The sequence below is a fragment of the Novosphingobium sp. BL-S-33 genome (assembly GCF_056857025.1).
The window spans coordinates 1,122,866-1,140,867 of record NZ_CM166474.1 but is presented as its reverse complement, the minus strand read 5'-3'; the positions used below and the strand labels follow the sequence as shown (position 1 = coordinate 1,140,867).

Annotated in this window: 12 protein-coding genes; 7 read left to right on the top strand and 5 right to left on the bottom strand. The window is 66.4% G+C overall.

The features are described 5' to 3' along the window. Positions 1–11 precede the first annotated feature (11 nt). The 3 genes from AC1VVM_RS05320 to AC1VVM_RS05310 all read right to left on the bottom strand — a co-directional run bounded on the left by AC1VVM_RS05320 (position 12) and on the right by AC1VVM_RS05310 (position 6,213). Complete coding sequence (locus tag AC1VVM_RS05320) at positions 12–3,488, bottom strand: indolepyruvate ferredoxin oxidoreductase family protein (protein ID WP_482956042.1); 3,477 nt, start codon at positions 3,486–3,488, stop codon at positions 12–14. Between the two features lie 183 nt (positions 3,489–3,671). Then, a complete protein-coding gene (locus AC1VVM_RS05315) occupies positions 3,672–4,421 on the bottom strand; it encodes an SDR family NAD(P)-dependent oxidoreductase (protein WP_482956041.1) in 750 nt (249 codons plus the stop codon). A 337-nt stretch (positions 4,422–4,758) separates the two neighbouring features. Then, positions 4,759–6,213 (bottom strand): NAD-dependent succinate-semialdehyde dehydrogenase, encoded by a 1,455-nt coding sequence (locus AC1VVM_RS05310; RefSeq protein ID WP_482956040.1) that lies wholly within the window; start codon positions 6,211–6,213, stop codon positions 4,759–4,761. A gap of 268 nt (positions 6,214–6,481) precedes the next feature. Between AC1VVM_RS05310 and AC1VVM_RS05305 the strand changes: the two genes are divergently transcribed. The 5 genes from AC1VVM_RS05305 to AC1VVM_RS05285 are packed head-to-tail and all read left to right on the top strand — an operon-like array spanning position 6,482 to position 12,120. Beyond that, positions 6,482–7,879, top strand: a complete 1,398-nt coding sequence (locus AC1VVM_RS05305; protein ID WP_482956039.1) for an aldehyde dehydrogenase family protein — start codon at positions 6,482–6,484, stop codon at positions 7,877–7,879. Between the two features lie 12 nt (positions 7,880–7,891). After that, positions 7,892–8,704 carry an SDR family NAD(P)-dependent oxidoreductase gene (locus AC1VVM_RS05300; RefSeq protein ID WP_132388126.1) on the top strand — a complete coding sequence of 271 codons (813 nt, stop codon included), beginning with the start codon at positions 7,892–7,894 and terminating at the stop codon, positions 8,702–8,704. Positions 8,705–8,706: 2 nt separating this feature from the next. Then, positions 8,707–10,029 carry a cytochrome P450 gene (locus tag AC1VVM_RS05295; RefSeq protein ID WP_482903032.1) on the top strand — a complete coding sequence of 441 codons (1,323 nt, stop codon included), beginning with the start codon at positions 8,707–8,709 and terminating at the stop codon, positions 10,027–10,029. Continuing rightward, positions 10,026–11,060 carry an NADP-dependent oxidoreductase gene (locus AC1VVM_RS05290; protein ID WP_482956038.1) on the top strand — a complete coding sequence of 345 codons (1,035 nt, stop codon included), beginning with the start codon at positions 10,026–10,028 and terminating at the stop codon, positions 11,058–11,060. The genes AC1VVM_RS05295 and AC1VVM_RS05290 overlap by 4 nt, the downstream gene beginning before the upstream one ends. Positions 11,061–11,091: 31 nt before the next feature. Next, positions 11,092–12,120, top strand: a complete 1,029-nt coding sequence (locus AC1VVM_RS05285) for a DUF2889 domain-containing protein (RefSeq protein ID WP_482956037.1) — start codon at positions 11,092–11,094, stop codon at positions 12,118–12,120. Between the two features lie 116 nt (positions 12,121–12,236). Here the strand turns inward: AC1VVM_RS05285 and ppa are convergent, their stop codons facing one another. Together ppa and AC1VVM_RS05275 are read right to left on the bottom strand one after the other, a co-directional pair. After that, complete coding sequence (gene ppa, locus AC1VVM_RS05280; RefSeq protein ID WP_132388120.1) at positions 12,237–12,782, bottom strand: inorganic diphosphatase; 546 nt, start codon at positions 12,780–12,782, stop codon at positions 12,237–12,239. Between the two features lie 289 nt (positions 12,783–13,071). Continuing rightward, complete coding sequence (locus tag AC1VVM_RS05275; RefSeq protein ID WP_482956036.1) at positions 13,072–15,027, bottom strand: M61 family metallopeptidase; 1,956 nt, start codon at positions 15,025–15,027, stop codon at positions 13,072–13,074. Between the two features lie 372 nt (positions 15,028–15,399). Here AC1VVM_RS05275 and hisS point away from each other — a divergent pair, with 372 nt between their 5' ends. Continuing rightward, the gene (gene hisS / locus AC1VVM_RS05270; protein WP_482956035.1) at positions 15,400–16,656 is read left to right on the top strand and encodes a histidine--tRNA ligase; all 1,257 of its coding nucleotides are present in this window, start codon (positions 15,400–15,402) and stop codon (positions 16,654–16,656) included. Positions 16,657–16,834: 178 nt separating this feature from the next. Further along, positions 16,835–17,905 (top strand): peptide chain release factor 1, encoded by a 1,071-nt coding sequence (gene prfA, locus AC1VVM_RS05265; RefSeq protein ID WP_482956034.1) that lies wholly within the window; start codon positions 16,835–16,837, stop codon positions 17,903–17,905. Positions 17,906–18,002 lie beyond the last annotated feature (97 nt).

Sequence of the window (18,002 nt, the reverse complement as noted above, 5' to 3'; positions counted from 1 at the left end):
CGCCCCGGCGGTCAGGCCGGTTCGCGCTGCGGCTCGGCGGGTGCGGGCCGCCGTTCGAGCCGGGGCGCGAGTTCCGCCACACGCGCGCGGAAAGCGGAAACGCCGGCCTCCTTCACCGCGCCGTAACCGGCAATCAGCGCGGGAGCGGCGGCGATTTCGACGGCAAGGTCCATCGTATCGGGCTCAACCTTCGCTGCGATCCGGCGCGCGAGATCCCGATATTCGCCGATCAGCGCGCGTTCCATGCGGCGTTCGGCAGTGTAGCCGAACGGATCGAACCATGTCCCGCGCAGCCCCTTGGCCCTTGCGAGCAACGCGAATGCCGGGAAAATCCAGCTTCCGAACGCGATCTTGCGCGGGCGGCCGGTCTTGCGGTCCTTGCGGAACGCCAGCAGCGGCGGAGCAAGGTGGATCTTGAGGCGCGGCGTGCCCTCGAACGTGTCGGACAGCCCCGCCCGGAAGGCCGGTGCGCTGTAGAGGCGAGCGACTTCGTACTCGTCCTTGTACGCCATGAGACGGCCGAGTTGCCGCGCGATTTCGCGCAGCAAAGGCTCCCCGCCGGCCACCGCGCGTGCCTTCAACACGCCCGCAATCTCGTCGAGAAACGCGCGGTAGTCCGCAGCATAGGCCGGGTTCTGCCACTCCGTCAGCAGGTGCTCGTAACTCTCGCCAATAGCTGCAAAATCGCGCGGCGCCTCGGGTGCGGAAGGTGCAGCATCGGCCAACGCGAAAAGGTCTTCCCCGCCCGCCGCCGCCAGCCGCCCGAGCGACAGCGCAGCCAGGTTCGCGCGCACCGCCACCCCGTTCAATCGCACCGCCTCTTCCAGCGAGGACAGCGCGACCGGCAGCAGCCCCTTCTGCGCCGCGAAGCCCAGCATCATCAGGTTGGTAAAGATCGAATCGCCAAGTAGCCGCGTCGCCAGCGATCCCGCGCGCAGCGAGGCGATCCCCGCCGGATCGACGCGCTTGCCGATCGCGCGAAGGAAGCGGCTCGCGGTCAGATCGAGGCCCGGATTGCGCTGGAATTCGCCGGTGGGCACCACGTCCTCGTTCGCCAGAACCTGCGTATCCCGCCGCGCCAGTGCCAGCACTTCGGGCGAGGATGCCACCACCAGATCGCAGGCGATCACAAGGTCCGCCATGCCCGCGCCCAGTCGTGCGGAGGGGATCGCCGCGGCATCGGCGCCGATGCGGATATGGCTCGCCACCGCGCCGCCTTTCTGCGCCATGCCGGTCTGGTCGAGCACTTTGGCGGCCTTGCCCTCCATCTGCGCCGCCATCGCCAGCACCGCGCCCACCGTGAGCACGCCGGTCCCGCCGATCCCCGCCACCAGCATCGCAGAGGCTCCTTGCGACAGGTCCGCCACTGCCGGTTCGGGCAGCGCCGCCACCATGCGCGCGAGTTCGGCATCGTCCATGCTGCGCTTGCGCAGCGCCGCGCCGGAGACTTCCACGAAGCTGGGGCAAAAGCCCTTGATGCAGGACATGTCCTTGTTGCAACTGGACTGGTCGATCATGCGCTTGCGGCCGAATTCGGTTTCGATCGGCACGATCGACAGGCAGTTCGACTGCACCGAGCAATCGCCGCAGCCCTCGCAGACCGCCGGATTGATCCAGAGCCGCTTGTCGGGATCGGGGTAAGCGCCTTTCTTGCGGCGGCGGCGCTTCTCGTTGGCGCAGGTCTGTTCGTAGACGATGGCGCTCGTGCCGGGCAGTTCGCGCAATTCGCGTTGCACCGCGTCCAGTTCGTCCCGGTGCAGCACGCGGGTTCCGCTCGGCAGGTCGGACGCAGCAAAGCGCGTGGGGTCTTCGCTCACCAGTACGACCGGGTGCACGCCTTCCACCACCAGTTCGCGCACGATCTGCTCGGGCGTGAGCGCACCTTCCGCAGGCTGACCGCCGGTCATGGCGACGGCATCGTTGTAGAGGATCTTGTAAGTCACCCGGCTCTTCGCCGCCACCGCCGCGCGGATCGTCAGCAGGCCGGAATGCGTATAAGTCCCGTCGCCCAGGTTCTGGAACATGTGCAGCGTATCGACGAAATGCTGCGCGCCGATCCAGGGCATCCCTTCCTGCCCCATGCTCACCGTCTGCATCGTGTTGCGTTCGGGCATGTAGTGGGCGAGGCCGTGACACCCGGTCGCCCCCATCGCGGCCGAGCCTTCCGGTACCACGGTCGACGTATTGTGCGGGCAGCCGGAGCAGAAATAGGCGGGCCGGATGGCGGTGCGGTCCAGTGCCTTCGCAGAGTCCTCCCGCTGGCGCAGCATGGCATCGCGCGCGGCGAGATCGTCGCCCAGCATGCCCAGCGCCGCCATGCGCGACACCAGCGCGCGGCGCACCGTCGCGGCATCCAGCACGCCCACTTCGGACAGCAGCTTTGCCCCGTCCGGCGCGGTCTTGCCCGAAAGCGCCGGGGCATTGGCGCGGCCATAGAACAGGCGCGCGATCTGGTCCTCGATGACCGGGCGCTTCTCTTCCACCACCATCACTTCCGCGCTGCCGCCGCAGCTCCGGTGCAGGAATCCGACATCGAGCGGCCAGACGAGGCCGAGCTTGACCACGCGCAGGCCCAGCGCCCGGCATGCCGCCTCATCCAGTCCGAGATCGGCCAGCGCCTGACAGAGATCGAGCCATGCCTTGCCCGCGCTCACCACGGTCAGCCGCCGGTCTGGCGCCTCGTGGCTCACCCGGTCGATGGGGTTGAGGCCGGTGAACAGCGGCACGATCGGCAGGCGCCGCTCGATCACCGCCGCTTCCTGTTCGAGCGCCGACATGGCGATGCGCAAGTTCGGCGAAGCGCCTGCGGGTATTTCCGGCAGCGCGATTGGGAAGTTGTGGCCCGGCAGGGTGACGGTCGTGGTCAGGTCCAGCGTGTCGGTCACGGCCTTCACTGCCACATAGAGTCCGCTGGCGCGCGACAGGGCCCAGCCGAACTGGCCGAAGCTGAGAATCTCGTCGGTCGTCGCCGGGTAGAGCACCGGGACCATCGCCGTCATCAGCACGTGTTCGGACTGGTGGGCGGTCAGCGAGGACTTGGCCGCGTGGTCATCCCCGCAGAGCAGCAGCGCACCGCCTTTCGGGTGGGTGCCTTCGAAATTCGCCGCCTTGATCGCCTCTCCCGCACGCTCGACGCCCACACCCTTCGCGTACCAGAGCGCGAAGACGCCATCGACGTTCGGCTTGCCGTACCAGTCGAGCTGCTGGGTGCCGCGTACGGACGTGGCGGCGAGTTCTTCGTTGAGGCCGGGCTCGAAACGGATGGCGTGCCGGGTGAGCAGCTTCTCGCTCGCCCACAACTGCGCATCCAGCGTGGTGATGGGGGAGCCGCGATAACCGGTGACATAGCCCGCCGTGTTCAGCCCCGCCGAGCGATCCCGCCGCGACTGGTCGAGCAGCAGGCGCACGACGCCTTGCAGGGCGGAGAGCATGACTCGCCCTTCGCCTTGCGTGTATTTGTCTTCCAGCGTGACGACCGTCTTGGTCACTCGGATCCCCGGTTTTCCTGTCCTTCCAGCGGCCTTTCAGATGGCGGGCGGAGGCGCAAGCGGGGAGCGCGGGGAGCGCCGTGGGGGTCAATTGGGGGTGCGGGTGGGTCCGCTTTCGGACTTCGGGAAGGCAAATTATCGAAGGGTGGCAGCGCCATGCACTGCCACCCTTCGATGCAGAATTCAGGTGACGACGCGGCCGCCGTTGACGCCGATGGTCTGGCCGGTGACGTACTGGCTGCGCTCGTCGCAGAGCCAGGCGCAGGCGTTGGCGATATCGTCGGGCTCGCCCATGCGGCGGACCGGGATGGTCTGCAGCAGCACTTCGGTCGGGATCTGGAAGCGCTCGCGGTTGGCTTCGGACATGATCGTGCCCATCACCGAACCCGGCGGGATGTTGTTCACGGTGATGCCGTAAGGGCCAAATTCCTGCGCCATCGAACGGGTCATGGTCACCACCGCGCCCTTCGAAGACGAATAGGGGATCATGTTCACCGCGCCGGTCTGCGCGCTGGAGGACGAGATGTTGACGATGCGGCCCCAGCCCGCGTTCTTCATGTCGGGCAGGCATTCCTGCGTCATGATGAACAGGCCGCGCACATTGACGGCGTAGATGAAGTCCCAGCGGTCCTCGGTCAGTTCCTCGAACGGGGTGAAGTCGGTGACGCCCGCGTTGTTGACGAGAATCGAGATCGGGCCCAGCGCTTCGCGCACTTGCTCGATCGCGGCCTTAGCCGAGGCGCGGTTGGACACGTCTGCGCCGACGGCGATGGCGGTGCCGCCAGCTTCGCGAATGGCCTTGACGGTATCGGAGCAGCGCTCGGCATCGAGGTCGAGCACGCCTACGGCTACCCCTTCCTTCGCCAGCCGCCTTGCGCAGGCGGCGCCGATTCCGGCGGCGGCGCCGGTGACGATGGCAACCTTGTAGGACATCATGTTCTCCCGTTCTCTTCTGGGTCTTGGCGCCTCGCACGCCTTGCAGGCCTCTAGGGCTAGACGGAAAAGAGGCTTGTCGGGAAGAGCAAGTTTGAACGGGCGTTCAAAACTTCGCAGTGGCGGCGTTGTGGGGGCATATCGTGCATCTGCCAACTGCCATTCGTCGCCCCGAGAAGGCGGGGGCCCCGCTTTTTAGTTCACGCGGAGACGCGGAGGTGCAGAGAGATTGTGCGGCAATTCACCGTACCCTCTGCGTCTCTGCGTGCCCTGAAGAACAAGCGGGATCCCCACCTGCGCGGGGATGACGAGTGTATTTTGCGGTCGCGACGTGCAATCAGGCCGACGGCTTGATCCCCATGCAGAGGTACTTCACCTCCATGTAGTCATCGAGGCCGTAGTGGGATCCCTCACGCCCGAGGCCGGATTGCTTCACGCCGCCGAACGGCGCCACTTCGGTCGAGATCAGCCCGGTGTTGATGCCCACCATGCCCGCCTCCAGCGCCTCTGCCACGCGCCAGACACGGCTGATGTCGCGGGCGTAGAAGTAGCTGGCAAGGCCGAATTCGGTATCGTTGGCCATGCGGATGGCGTCGGCCTCGTCGGTGAAGCGGATCACGCCCGCGAGCGGGCCGAAAGTCTCTTCCTTCGCCAGCTTCATGTCCGGCTTCACGCCCGCAACCACGGTGGGGTTGAAGAACGAACCGCCGCGCTCGTTGCGCTGGCCGCCTGCCAGAACCTTGGCGCCGCCTGCGATGGCGTCCTCAAGGTGTTCTTCCACCTTTTCGACCGCCTTCACGTCGATCAGCGGGCCGACTTCGGTGCCCGCGTCCATGCCGTAGCCGACTTTCATGGCGGAGACGCGCTTGGCCAACTTCTCCACGAATTCGTCATAGACGCCGTCCTGCACGTAGAAGCGGTTGGTGCACACGCAAGTCTGGCCGCCGTTGCGGAACTTGGAGATCATCGCGCCGTCGATCGCGGCATCGACATCGGCATCGTCGAACACGAGGAACGGCGCATTGCCGCCCAGTTCCATCGAGGTCTTCTTGATCGTCTCGGCACATTCGCGCAGCAGGTCGCGGCCGATCTCGGTGGAGCCGGTAAAGGTCAGCTTGGCAACCTTGGGGCTGGTGGTCAGCGCAGAGCCGATCTGCCCGGCGCTGCCGGTCACGACATTGACGACGCCCGCCGGAATGCCCGCCAGTTCGCACAGATGCGCGATGGCGAGCGCCGAATAGGGCGTTGCCGACGCGGGCTTGATGACGATCGTGCAGCCCGCCGCGAGCGCCGGGCCCAGCTTGCGGGTGATCATCGCATTGGGGAAGTTCCAGGGCGTGATCGCAGCAACGACGCCGACACCCTGTTTGATGACGACGATGCGGCGGTCGGCGGCATGGCCGGGGATGGTGTCGCCATAGGCGCGCTTGGCCTCTTCGCCGAACCACTCGATGAAGCTGGCGCCATAGGCGATCTCGCCGCGCCCTTCGGCCAGCGGCTTGCCCTGTTCGCGGGTGAGCAGCTCGCCAAGGTCGTCCTGATGCTGGATCATCAGTTCGAACAGCTTGCGCATCAGCTTGGCACGCTCACCGGCGGTCTTGGCCCGCCAGGCGGGGAGCGCCTTTTCGGCCGCGTCGATGGCGCGGTTGGCCTCGATTGCGCCCATCTTCGGCACAGTGCCGAGCACGGCGCCGCTGCCCGGATCGGTGACTTCGAACGTGGCACCGCTATCGGCATCGCACCACTGGCCGTCGATGTAGCACTGCTGACGGAGGAAATCGGTGAAAGCCATGGTCTTGCGGTTCCTCGCTCGTTTCGTGCGCGCCACATTCCTGAGGCCGCGGGCTGATGCCGGAGATAGGCAGCCCCGGAAAGCGAGGCAACCGCAAGCGGACGATCCGGTTCCAGCCAGCGCCCTCGCGATTGACGCGCCTTCTTCGCTTCGATAGTCTCGTTTGCGAAAATAAATTCGCAAATACGAATTAACTGGGAGAGAGCCGCTGACTCACGCAGGCTTCATCGATGGCGCATTCGTTGCCGGGAACGGCGGGGCGTTCGACGTGCTCGATCCGTCCGACGAGAGCCATGTCGCACAGGTTACCGGGCTTTCGCCGGATCAGGTGGAGAGCGCGATTGCCGCCGCGCGGCGGGCTTTCGATTCGGGCGCATGGTCGGGCCTCACCATGCAGGAACGCGGCGCGGCGATGATGCGCTTTGCCGACTCCATGGCCGCCCGCGCCGACCGGTTGAAGGAACTGGCCGTGCTCGAAGCGGGCTGTCCGGTTTCCTCCACGGTCATGGGCGCGCAAGTCGCCTCGCCGCTGCGCATGGCGCGCGAGATCGTCGAACTGTTCCTCCGCCTGCCCGAGGTCGAGGACAATCCGCTGCCCCTGCACGAGCGGGTGAACGCCCATTTCGCGGTGCAGAGCGTGACGCGTTGGTCGCCGATCGGGGTGGTGACGGCGATTTCGGCTTACAATGTGCCGTTCTACACCGCGCTCTGGAAAGTCGTGCCCGCGCTGATGGCGGGCAATACGGTGATCCTGCGGCCCAATCCGCTGACGCCGCTGTCCTCTTTGGTCTTTGCCGAGGCGGCTGAGGAAGCGGGCCTCCCGAAGGGTGTGTTCAACCTTGTCATCGAGCAGGGCGTGGACGGCGCGCAGGCCCTGACCAGCGATCCTCGCGTGGACATGGTGAGCTTTACCGGTTCCTCCACCGTGGGCGTCGAAGTCGCGAAGCAGGCGGCGACCACGCTCAAGCGGCTGGTGCTCGAACTGGGTGGCAAGTCGGCGCAGATCTATCTGCCGGATTCGGTGGACCGCGCGGCGATGGCGGCGATGAGCGTCTGCACCTCACACGCCGGGCAGGGCTGCGTACTGGGCACCCGTGTCTTCGTGCCACAGGAGAGCAAGGCCGAAGTGCTGGAGGCGATGGCGAAATTGCTGTCCGGCGTGAAGATCGGCCCGGCGCGCGATCCGGCGAGCCAGCTTGGCCCCGTCATCAGTGCGGGTCAGCGCGCGCGGTGCGAGCATTTCGTTGCCGCCGCCGTCGCCGGGGGCGGCCGTGTGGTCTGCGGCGGCAAGCGGCCGGAGGGGCTGGAAAAGGGCTATTTCTTCGAGCCGACCGTGCTCGACTTGCCGGACAACGCCAATCCCGCCGCGCAGGAGGAAATCTTCGGGCCGGTGGTTTCGGTGCTCGGTTACCGCGACCTCGATCACGCGGTGGAAATGGCCAATGACAGCCGCTTCGGCCTGTCCGGTTGGATCCACGGCAAGGACAAGGTCAAGGCGCTGGAAGTGGGCCGGCAAATCCGCAGCGGGACGGTCAACGTCAATGGCGCGCTGATGTCCAGCCATGCCAGCAGCGGCGGCATCAAGATGAGCGGCCTTGGCCGCGAGCGCGGCGTCGAAGGCCTGCGCGAATTCCAGATCATGACCACGCTGAACATCGGCGGGTAAGGGAGGACCAGCATGCAGGGACTGCTCGAAGGCAAAGTTGCACTGATTACCGGGGCCGGATCGGGCGTTGGCCGTGCCGCCTGCCTACTCTTTGCCGAACACGGCGCCAAGGTGATCGCGGCGGACGTGAATGCGGACAACGCGTCGGAAACGGCAGCGATGGTCCGCGCGCAGAATGGCGAGGCCATTGCCGTGGAATGCGACGTGGCCGATCCTGCCTCGGTTGATCATGCCGTCGCGGCGGCGGTCGAGGCCTTCGGGCGGCTCGATTGCCTCTATAACAATGCCGGGATCACGATCAGCCCGGTCCCCGGCAAGGGCCTGCGCAGTCTGATCGAGTGCGAGGGCGAGGACATGCGCCGCGTTTCGGAGGTCAACGTGATGGGCGTGGTCCACGGGTGCCAGTCGGCGATCCGGCAGTTCGAGAGGCAGGCCAAGGACGGACAAGGCGGCGGGGCCATCGTCTCCACCGCCTCGGTCGCGGGGCTGATCGGCTATGGCGGCGTGTTCTACGGCGCCACCAAGGGCGCGGTGGTGCAGCTTACCCGCGCGCTCGCCATCGAAGTGGCGGACAAGGGCATTCGCGTGAACGCGGTCTGCCCGGCGGGCATGCTCACTCACTATGCCGGCATGGACCCCGACAGCGAGCACCGCGACCGCATTCTCGAAGGCATGGGCCGCGTCCACCCGCTCGGCCGCGCCATCGATCCGCGCGACACCGCTTCGGCGGCGCTGTTCCTCTGTTCCGATCTCGCAAGCAACGTGACCGGCGTGAATCTTCCCGTGGACGGGGGGCTCTCGGCCGGTCGCAAGGTAGGAGGCTGACCATGGCGACCTGTCCCTATTCGGGTAACGATTCCCGCTCCAACGCGCTCGCATCGCTGCTGTCGGACAATCCGCGCTATGCGGAGATGTTCGATGTCGACAAAGTGGATGCCAATTCCGGTGTCGACCCGACGCGCGACTATACCGAGGACATGAACCGCCTGCGCGAGGCGGGCGCGGTCCACAAGGGTACCTTGCGCGAACTGCTGGGCGTGCCGGAAATGGTCTCGATGCTCGGCCCGCCGCGCGAGAACATGACGTTCTTCTCCTACCGCGCTTGCGAGATCGGCTTTCGCGAAAACCAGCTCTATTCCTCCGAGGGCTATAACGAGAGTGCGGGTGTGCGGACGATCGGCACCACCATCCTCTCGATGGTCGGCAAGCCGCACAAGCGCCTGCGCTCCGCCGCGCAGCCACTATTCAAGCGGCCCAAGGTGCTGGACTGGTGGAACAAGCGCTGGATCGAGGAGACGGTCGATGTCCTGCTCGACCAGATCAAGGACCGCGAGACGACCGACCTCAACACCGACCTCTGCGCGCGCCTGCCGATGGCCACCGTCACCCGCGCCATCGGGCTGGAAGGCGAGGACGTGATCGAGTTCCGCTATCAGCTCAACCGTGCCACCTTCGGCGCGCGCAACCTGCCGCCCGAGGAAGCGGCGCAGGCCCGCGCCTGGGTCGACGGCACGCTGCGCCGCCTGATCGCGGAGAACCACCGCGAGCCCGGCGATAACCTGATCGCCGGCCTGATCGCCTGCGAGATCACGCACGAGGACGGCTCCAAGCGCCCGCTCACCGAAGATGAACTGTTCGGCTACTGCAAGCTCGCCATCTTCGCGGGCGGCGGCACCACGTGGCGGCAACTGGGCATCACCATCGATGCGCTGATGACACACCGCCACTTCTGGGATGCCTGCAAGGAAGACCGCAGCCTGATCGACCTTGCGGTGGAAGAGGGCTTGCGCTGGCGTGCCACCGATCCGGTGTTCATGCGCCTCTGCATGGAGGATACCGAGATGGAGGGCGTGAAAGTCCCCGCCGGCACCCGCATCCACTTGTGCCTCGGCGCCGCGAACCACGATCCGGCGGTGTTCGACAAGCCCGAGGAATACGACATCTTCCGCCGAAAGGAGCATCACATGGGATTCGGCTTCGGCCCGCACCGCTGTCTGGGCATGGATGTCGCCCGGCAGGAGATGGTGGTGGCGATCAACGGCTTGCTCGACCGCTTCCCGAACATGACGCTCGACCCGGCCAAGCCGAAGCCCGAATATCGCGGCCTCGACCATCGCGGCATGTCGGCGGTGACGGTGAAACTCAGGTGAGCGGCACCATGAAGCAGGTCGTGCTGGCACGCTATGCGCAAGGCAACCCGAAGCCTTCGGACTTCCGCGTGGAAGCGGCCCCGATTCCCGCGCCGGGCGAGGGTGAGGTGCTGCTGCGGACGCTGTGGCTGGGCCTCGACCCGCTGATCCGCTTCGCCATCGACGAAAAGCGCCTTTCCGGCGTGACGCAGGTCCATCCCGGCGAGGTCATGTACGGCCCGACGGTGAGCGAAGTCGTCGCCTCCAACCACCCCGGCTATGCGGTGGGGGACGTGGTGGAGGATCGCACCGGCTGGCGCGAATATGCCCTCGTCGCGCCGGACAAGGCCGATTGGCGCGGGCCGCCAAGAAAGCTCGATCCCGCGCAGGCACCCGTCTCCACCGCGCTGGGCGCGCTGGGGATGCCGGGGCAGACCGCCCATGCCTGCGTGATCGGCATCGGCCGCGTCGCGGCGGGCGAGACGGTGGTCATCTCGGCCGCAGCGGGCGCGGTGGGCAGCCTTGCCGGGCAGATCGCGAAGATACGCGGCGCGCGAGTGATCGGCATCGCCGGCGGGCCGGACAAGTGCCGGGGCCTGATCGACCTCGACTTCGATGCCGCCGCCGACTACAAGGCGCCCGACTTCGCCGAGCAACTCGCCAAGGCGCTGCCCGAAGGCGCCGATGTCTTCATCGATAATGTCGGCGGCGACGTGATGCTGGCCGTCCTCCCCCATCTCAAGCGCGGCGCGCGGATGCCGGTCTGCGGTTTCATCGCCTATTACGGGATGGGACTCGAAGGCCCGGGGCCTGACCGTCTGCCCGGGTTTTTCCGCGCGATCATGTCCAAGGGTCTGGAGATCAAGGGCTTCGGCGGCTTTCTCGTCGGCGGCCAGCAGGCGCTCGACGATATTGCCGGCTGGATTGCCGAGGGGCGCATCCGCTGCCCGGAATCGGTGGTCGAAGGGCTGGATTCCGCGCCTGAAGCCTTCGCCGGGGTGTTTTCTGGCAACAACCATCTAGGCAAGCTGCTGGTGAAGGTGTCAGGCTGATCGGCGAAAACAAAAATCGCAGGATGCCACCATGACCACGTCGATTCCTTCCGCGTCCTATCCGCCACCCCCGCGCCAGACGGCGAACCCGGCCCCGGTGCGCCCCGCGAACTCGCTGCGCCGCACGTCCAGCATCGATGTGGCCTGGCCCGATGGCCCCGAAGGCGAGCGCCTTTTTGTCGGCCGCGCACGCGATTACCTGACCGGCCCGGACGGCAAGGGCCATACACTGGCCACCGGCGAATTCTCGCTGCGCATGACCGAGGACAAGACGATCACCCGGATCGCCGCCGACCCGGCCCCGGCGACGATCGGCCAACTCGTCGGCGCGCGCGCCGGCGGCCATCTGCGCATGGCCCTGCGCGAAATCATGCCCGAACTGATCGCGCAGGCCGATCCGCTCTATCTCGTGCTGGACGACCTTTCCGGCACCGCGCTCGTCTCCTCGTTCGCGTGGGGCCAGTGGTACCCCGAACGCATGGACCTTCTGCGCGAGCGGCTGGGCGCGGAAGACGGCGCTTCCGCGCTGGCCCAGCGCGCCAATGTCTGCTGGGGCCTTCAGGAGGGCAACAGCGGTGTTTCCGGCACCGCCGCGCTCGACAAAGTGGCCGATGCGGACGCGGGAAATCTTCGCAACGCCGCCGATCCCGAGGGCTGGCACCAGTTCCTCGAACACGAAGGCCCCGGCTTCCGCCGCGCCCGCCGCATCGACGTGACGCGCGACGGCGGCCTGATCCGCATCGCCTCGGCCTTTCAGGACAGCGCCAAGCTGCGCGAAGGCGGCCGCGTCGCCATCCACGAATACAACCTTGCCGCGACCGTCGATGCGGAGACGCTGGAAGTGCTGAGCCTCGATCCCGAGGCGCGCATCCTGCCGTTCCGCGAATGCCCCGGCGCGGTCCACAACGTCGCGCGTCTGGTCGGCCGCAATCTCGGCCAAGTGCGCGAGGATGTGCTGGAGATGCTGCGCGGTCCGGAAGGCTGCACGCACCTCAACGACGCTCTGCGCGCACTCGCCGATGTCCCGAGGCTGGTGGAAGAACTGCGCCAACCGGACTGACGTTCGGGTATCCTCCCCTAATGACGGGAGGGATTCAGTCCGACCCCGGAACGGAAAAGGGCCGACGGATCACTCCGCCGGCCCTTCCTTCACATGGGGTGTGAACTTGTAGTGGCTCAGGCCTTGGCAGCCTTGTCCGCCTCATAGCGCTCGATCGCCTCGACAACGATCTGGCGGGCTTCGTCAGCGCCGCCCCAGGTACCGACGCGCACCCACTTCTCGGCCTCAAGGTCCTTGTAGTGCGTGAAGAAGTGCTCGATCTGGCTGAACACGATCGGCGGAAGATCGCCCTTTTCCTGCACGTCCGAGTAGTACGGGAAGGTCTTGTCGTCGGGCACGCAAACGAGCTTTTCGTCGCCGCCGTGCTCGTCTTCCAGGTTCAGCACCGCGATCGGGCGCACGCGCACGACCGAGCCGGGCACGAAGGGCGAACGGGCAACGACCAGCGCGTCGAGCGGGTCACCGTCGGGCGAAAGCGTGTGCGGAACGAAGCCGTAGTTGGCGGGGTAACGCATCGGCGTGTGCAGGATGCGGTCCACGAAGAGCGCGCCCGAATCCTTGTCGAATTCGTACTTCACCGGCTCACCGCCAACGGGAACCTCGATGATGACGTTCAGGCTCTCCGGCGGATTCTTGCCGACAGGGATCATGTCGATGCGCATGTTGGTCCTTTTCAACGGGCACGATTTGAGCGGCGCTACTGAGCGTGCGCCGCCTTGAACTTTGACGGCGGGGCTTAGCGGGACGGTTAATGCATCGCAACCGCCTATTCGCACTTGCGGCGCAAGGATCGCGGAACCGCTGCCGTGACAAAACATGACCGGATCCGTGCGCGGATGTGACAACATCGGCCGCCCGGCCCCGCATTTCCGCCGCCTGCACACAAACGAAACGGGGCCGGACCATGGCCCGACCCCGCTCCGAATAGTCGCCGGCCTGAGCCGGTTTTACTTATTTCGTGCGCGGCGCCAGCAGGCGGTCAAGCCCGTTGGCCTTGCCCGGCGTAGTGCTTTCCAGCCAGGGCCAGCGCAGGCCGCCGTGGTAATCGAGCGAGACGGTCTGGAACGCATCGCCGCGCTTCACCAGCAGGCTGATCGGCTCCTTGGCAGTCTTGGCGGCAGTGATCGCGTCCTTGATCCCGTCAGCGCTATAGGCCCTGCCGTTCACCGCGACGACCTTCACGCCGCCCACCAGACCGGCATTGTAGCCAAGGCTGTCCCACACCGTGGCGGTGACAGTGCCTTCATTGTCGAGCGACACGCCCAGCGAGTAGCTGAGGTCCAGCGACTTGCGCGAATCGCCGAGGCCCTTTTCGTAGGCGTTCTGGGTGTCCTTCCAGACCAGCTTGTAGCCGGCCATCTCGATGCCCTTGGTGGGCGCCGGCTGGTTGGTGGCGTAGATGCGGGTCTTGAGGAAACTGGCCCAATCGTAGGGGTAGACGCCGTTCAGCGTCTTCACGACATCGTCGAAGTTGTAGGTCAGCTCGCCCCAGTCGCCATCGCGCACGCCGAAGAAGGCCTTGGCGAAATCGTCGAGGCCCTTGGCGTCCTTGGTGCCCTGGCGGATGATCTGATCGGCTTCGAGCCAGGTCAGCGCGCCTTCGACATAGTAGTCCTCGGTGCGGGTGATCGAGGTATAGGGCAGCGGGCGGCGCTCGTTGATGATCGGTGCGTGGGTGGTGTCTTCCACCGAACGCCAGCCACGGCCCGGCGTCGCCTCGGCATAGCGGGCGACGGCGCCGGCCAGCGTGTCGAGCGTGGTCTGCTTGGTCTGCACGCCCGAACGCGCGGCGAGGATATAGCCCCAGAACTGCGTCTGGCCTTCGTAGACCCAGAGCAGCGTGTTCTGCATCGGCTGCTGGAAGTCCGGCGTCCACAAGTCGGCCGGGCGGCGGTACTTGCCGTTCCAGCTATGGGTGAACTCGTGCGGGATCACGTTGCGATCCCAGTCCATCTTGTCCCAATCGACCCAGACGCGCGGTTCCATCTGGTTCTCGCTCGAACGGTGGTGTTCGAGGCCGATGCCGCCCATGCGGTCGGTCAGCGCCAGCAGGAAGTCGTAATGGTCGAAGTGGCGCGCGCCGAACGTGAACAGCGCCTGCGAGACGAGGTTGCGATAAGTCTGCATGTTCTCGGGCTTGATGCCGAGCAGCTTGGGCTCATCCGCCACCACGTTCATGTTCACGCCGTGGCCGAGATCCCAGCTCTGGGCATACTTGCCGGCGAAGATCGGCGAATCGACAAGGCGCTCGTAATCGATCGGGTTCCAGGTGACGGTGTCACCCTGCTGGGCCTTGCCGTCGAGCGCGGTGTAGACGGTCCAGCCCGCCGGGAACTTCACGGTCGGCTTGAAGGTGATCCCGCGCGTGTAATAACCGGCCGGATAGAGGCTCATCTTCTCCCACTGAAGATTGAGCATTTCCTGCGTCATGGTGATGCGGCCTTCCTTGGCCTGCACCGGCGAGGTGTGGACGAACTTCACCGTCACCATCTGGGTGCCGGCCGGCAGGTCGAGATGGAAGGCATTCACGGCCACGGTGTCCCGCTGCCACGTGATTTCCTTGCCATCGGCAAAGAAGTGGATGTCCGCCAGCAGCGCGAAGGGGCCGGTGGGCGAGTGATTGCCGGGCAGCCAGCTCGGCTGGATCAGGATCAGGTTCCGCGTGCCAGGGGCGACCGGGACCTGCTGCGTCACCTTATAGACGCCGCGCACGGTGTCGCTGGCATCGATGTCGAGCGTGATCGTGCCCGCGTAGGGCTTGTCCTGCGCCGCAGGCAGTGGATCGGGTAGCGCGGGCGCCATTGGAGTCGTGCGCGTGGCAGACTCCTGCGCCGAAGCTTGCGCCAGCGCCGGGGTGGAAACGGAAAGGAGGGCGAAGAGCGTGACGACCGCGGTACGATATTTCATTTCGCCATTCTTTGCGGCTGTTGCGGGATTTGGCAACCATCCAATTCACTCATGCGTTCCGGTCCAGCAGGTGCGGTAATTTTCGGTCCTTCGACAAGCTCAGGATGAGCGGGCCTTCGATAAGCTCAGGATGAGCGGAATCCATTTCTGCCAGGGTAGAGGGGATGGGGAACCGCGCCCCGCTCATCCTGAGCTTGTCGAAGGATGCCACGACGCAACGGTCACGTGAGGACGCGAATCCCCTCCGTCAGCCCTGCGGGCTGCCACCTCCCCGTGCCGGGGAGGACAGGGCCCGCCTATTTCCACGCCCAATCCCCCGCTTGCACCGCAGCCACTTTCCCCGCCGCCGCAATCGGGCTAAGCGCGCGCGTTATGAGCACTACATCGACCAAGACGCCTCAGGCGATCCGCGGAACCCAGGACATCTTCGGCGCAGACGCCGAGGCTTTCGCGCATGTCGTCGAGACGTTCGAGCGCATTCGCAAGCTCTACCGCTTCCGCCGCGCGGAAATGCCGGTGTTCGAGGATACTGCCGTGTTCTCGCGCTCGATCGGCGAGACCACCGACGTCGTATCCAAGGAAATGTACTCGTTCGAGGACCGCGGCGGTGACCCGCTCACGCTGCGCCCCGAATTCACCGCCGGCATCGCCCGCGCCTATCTGACCAACGGCTGGAAGCAGTTCGCCCCGGTCAAGATCGCCACGCACGGCCCGTTGTTCCGCTACGAGCGCCCGCAGAAGGGCCGCTATCGCCAGTTCCACCAGATCGACGCCGAGCTGATCGGCGCGGCCGAACCGACCGCCGACGTGGAACTGCTGGTGCTTGCCGACCAGCTCCTCAAGGAACTGGGGATTTCGGAAGGCGTGACGCTCCAGCTCAACACGCTGGGCGATGCGGCCAGCCGCGACAGCTGGCGCGCGGCGCTGATCGAATACTTCCGCGCCCACAAGGCCGATCTCTCCGAGGATTCGCGGGATCGCCTCGAGCGCAATCCGCTGCGCATCCTCGATTCCAAGGATCCGCGCGACAAGGTCTTCGTGGCTGACGCCCCGCGTATCGACGATTTCCTCTCGGCCGAGGCGCAGGACTTCTTCGCCGCGGTGACGCAAGGCCTCGACGCGGCGGGCGTAGCCTACGAACGCGCCCCGGCGCTGGTGCGCGGGCTCGACTACTATCGCCACACGGCGTTCGAATTCGTCACCAGCCGCCTCGGCGCGCAGGGCACTGTGCTCGGCGGCGGCCGCTATGACGGGCTGATGGAAAGCCTCGGCGGTCCGGCGACCCCGGCCGTGGGCTGGGCGGCGGGGATCGAGCGTCTCGCCATGCTGGTCGCCGATGCGGGCACGCTGGCCGAGACACCGCTGACCGTGGTGCTGGCGGTCGAGGACGATGCCGCGCTCGCCTATGCGCAGAAGGTCATCACCGCGCTGCGTTTCCAGGGCCTCGATGCCGAGATGATCGCCACCGGCAGCCCGCGCAAGCGCTTCGACAAGGCGGTGAAGATGGGCGCGAAAGTGCTCATCTCGTTCGGCACGAAGGACGGCCAGCCGGTCGCCAACTTGCGCGCCGCCGAGCCGACCGCCGAATATCTCGCGGTCGAGCAGGTTCTCCAGTCGGTCCACCCGTGATTTCGGCTGACCTCCTCTCGACTGACGCAACACACACCGAAGCGATATACAATGCCGTCGCCCCCGCGCATGCGGGGGCCCCGCTTCCTTTTCGCCACGCCGCCAGAACAAGCGGGATCCCCGCGTTCGCGGGGATGACGGATAAAGTGCGGATCGAAATCGGCGTGGGAGCCACCTGATGTCCATTTCCGACGCCCGCCTCGGCCAGCTCGGCGCCCGTTTCGCCGAGCTTGAGGCGCGCCTTGCGTCCGGCACGCTGGAAGGCGACGCCTTCGTCGCCGCCAGCCGTGACTATGCGGAACTGGAACCCGTGGCCCGCATCGCCGCCGAGGTCGTGTCGATGCGCGGCGAGCTGGAAGCGCTCCAGACGCTGGAAGATCCCGACCCGGACATGCGCGCGCTGGCCGAGGAGGAGGTCTACCGCCTCAAGGCCGAACTGCCCGAGGCAGAGCGCAAGCTGGCCATCGCCATGCTCCCGCGCGATACCGCAGACGTGCGCCCGGCCATGCTGGAAATTCGCGCCGGCACCGGCGGCGACGAGGCCGCGCTGTTCGCCGCCGATCTCTATCGCATGTACGAGCGCTATGCCGCCGAGCAGGGCTGGCGGGTCGAGATGATCAGCGTCAACGCCAGCGACATCGGCGGCTTCAAGGAAGTGGTCGCCAATGTCTCGGGCTCGGGCGTTTTCGCCAAGCTCAAGTTCGAATCGGGCGTCCACCGCGTGCAGCGCGTACCGGTGACCGAATCGGGCGGGCGCATCCACACTTCGGCCGCGACCGTCGCGGTGCTGCCCGAACCGACCGAGGTCGATGTCCAGATCGAGGACAAGGACCTCAAGATCGACATCTACCGCGCTTCGGGCGCGGGCGGCCAGCACGTCAACACCACCGATTCGGCCGTGCGCATCACCCACCTGCCGTCGGGGCTGGTCGTGATCTGCCAGGACGAGCGCAGCCAGCACAAGAACAAGGCCAAGGCGATGCAGGTCCTGCGCGCGCGTCTCTACGAGAAGATGCGCGACGAGGCGCAGGGTGCCGAGGCCGAGGCGCGCAAGGCCATGGTCGGATCGGGCGACCGTTCGGAGCGCATCCGCACCTATAATTTCCCGCAAGGCCGCGTGACCGACCACCGCATCAACCTGACGCTCCATCGCTTGCCCGAGGTCCTCGAAGGTCCGGGTCTGGGCGAACTGGTCGACGCGCTGATCGCCGAGGACGAGGCCAAGCGCCTTGCGGCCATGGATGCTTGACCGGGCTGGCGTTGCGCTTGGCCCTTCGACAAGCTCAGGGCGAGCGGGACTGGGTGCAACTTGGCCCTCTTTCCCGCTTGCTCCTTGCCCCAATCAC

Excerpts from the sequence above, each read along its gene's own strand:
- hisS (WP_482956035.1), top strand. The coding sequence starts at position 15,400 with ATGAGCACTACATCGACCAAGACGCCTCAGGCGATCCGCGGAACCCAG.
- AC1VVM_RS05315 (WP_482956041.1), bottom strand. The coding sequence starts at position 4,421 with ATGTCCTACAAGGTTGCCATCGTCACCGGCGCCGCCGCCGGAATCGGC.
- ppa (WP_132388120.1), bottom strand. The coding sequence starts at position 12,782 with ATGCGCATCGACATGATCCCTGTCGGCAAGAATCCGCCGGAGAGCCTG.
- AC1VVM_RS05285 (WP_482956037.1), top strand. The coding sequence starts at position 11,092 with ATGACCACGTCGATTCCTTCCGCGTCCTATCCGCCACCCCCGCGCCAG.
- AC1VVM_RS05310 (WP_482956040.1), bottom strand. The coding sequence starts at position 6,213 with ATGGCTTTCACCGATTTCCTCCGTCAGCAGTGCTACATCGACGGCCAG.
- AC1VVM_RS05300 (WP_132388126.1), top strand. The coding sequence starts at position 7,892 with ATGCAGGGACTGCTCGAAGGCAAAGTTGCACTGATTACCGGGGCCGGA.
- AC1VVM_RS05275 (WP_482956036.1), bottom strand. The coding sequence starts at position 15,027 with ATGAAATATCGTACCGCGGTCGTCACGCTCTTCGCCCTCCTTTCCGTT.
- AC1VVM_RS05295 (WP_482903032.1), top strand. The coding sequence starts at position 8,707 with ATGGCGACCTGTCCCTATTCGGGTAACGATTCCCGCTCCAACGCGCTC.
- prfA (WP_482956034.1), top strand. The coding sequence starts at position 16,835 with ATGTCCATTTCCGACGCCCGCCTCGGCCAGCTCGGCGCCCGTTTCGCC.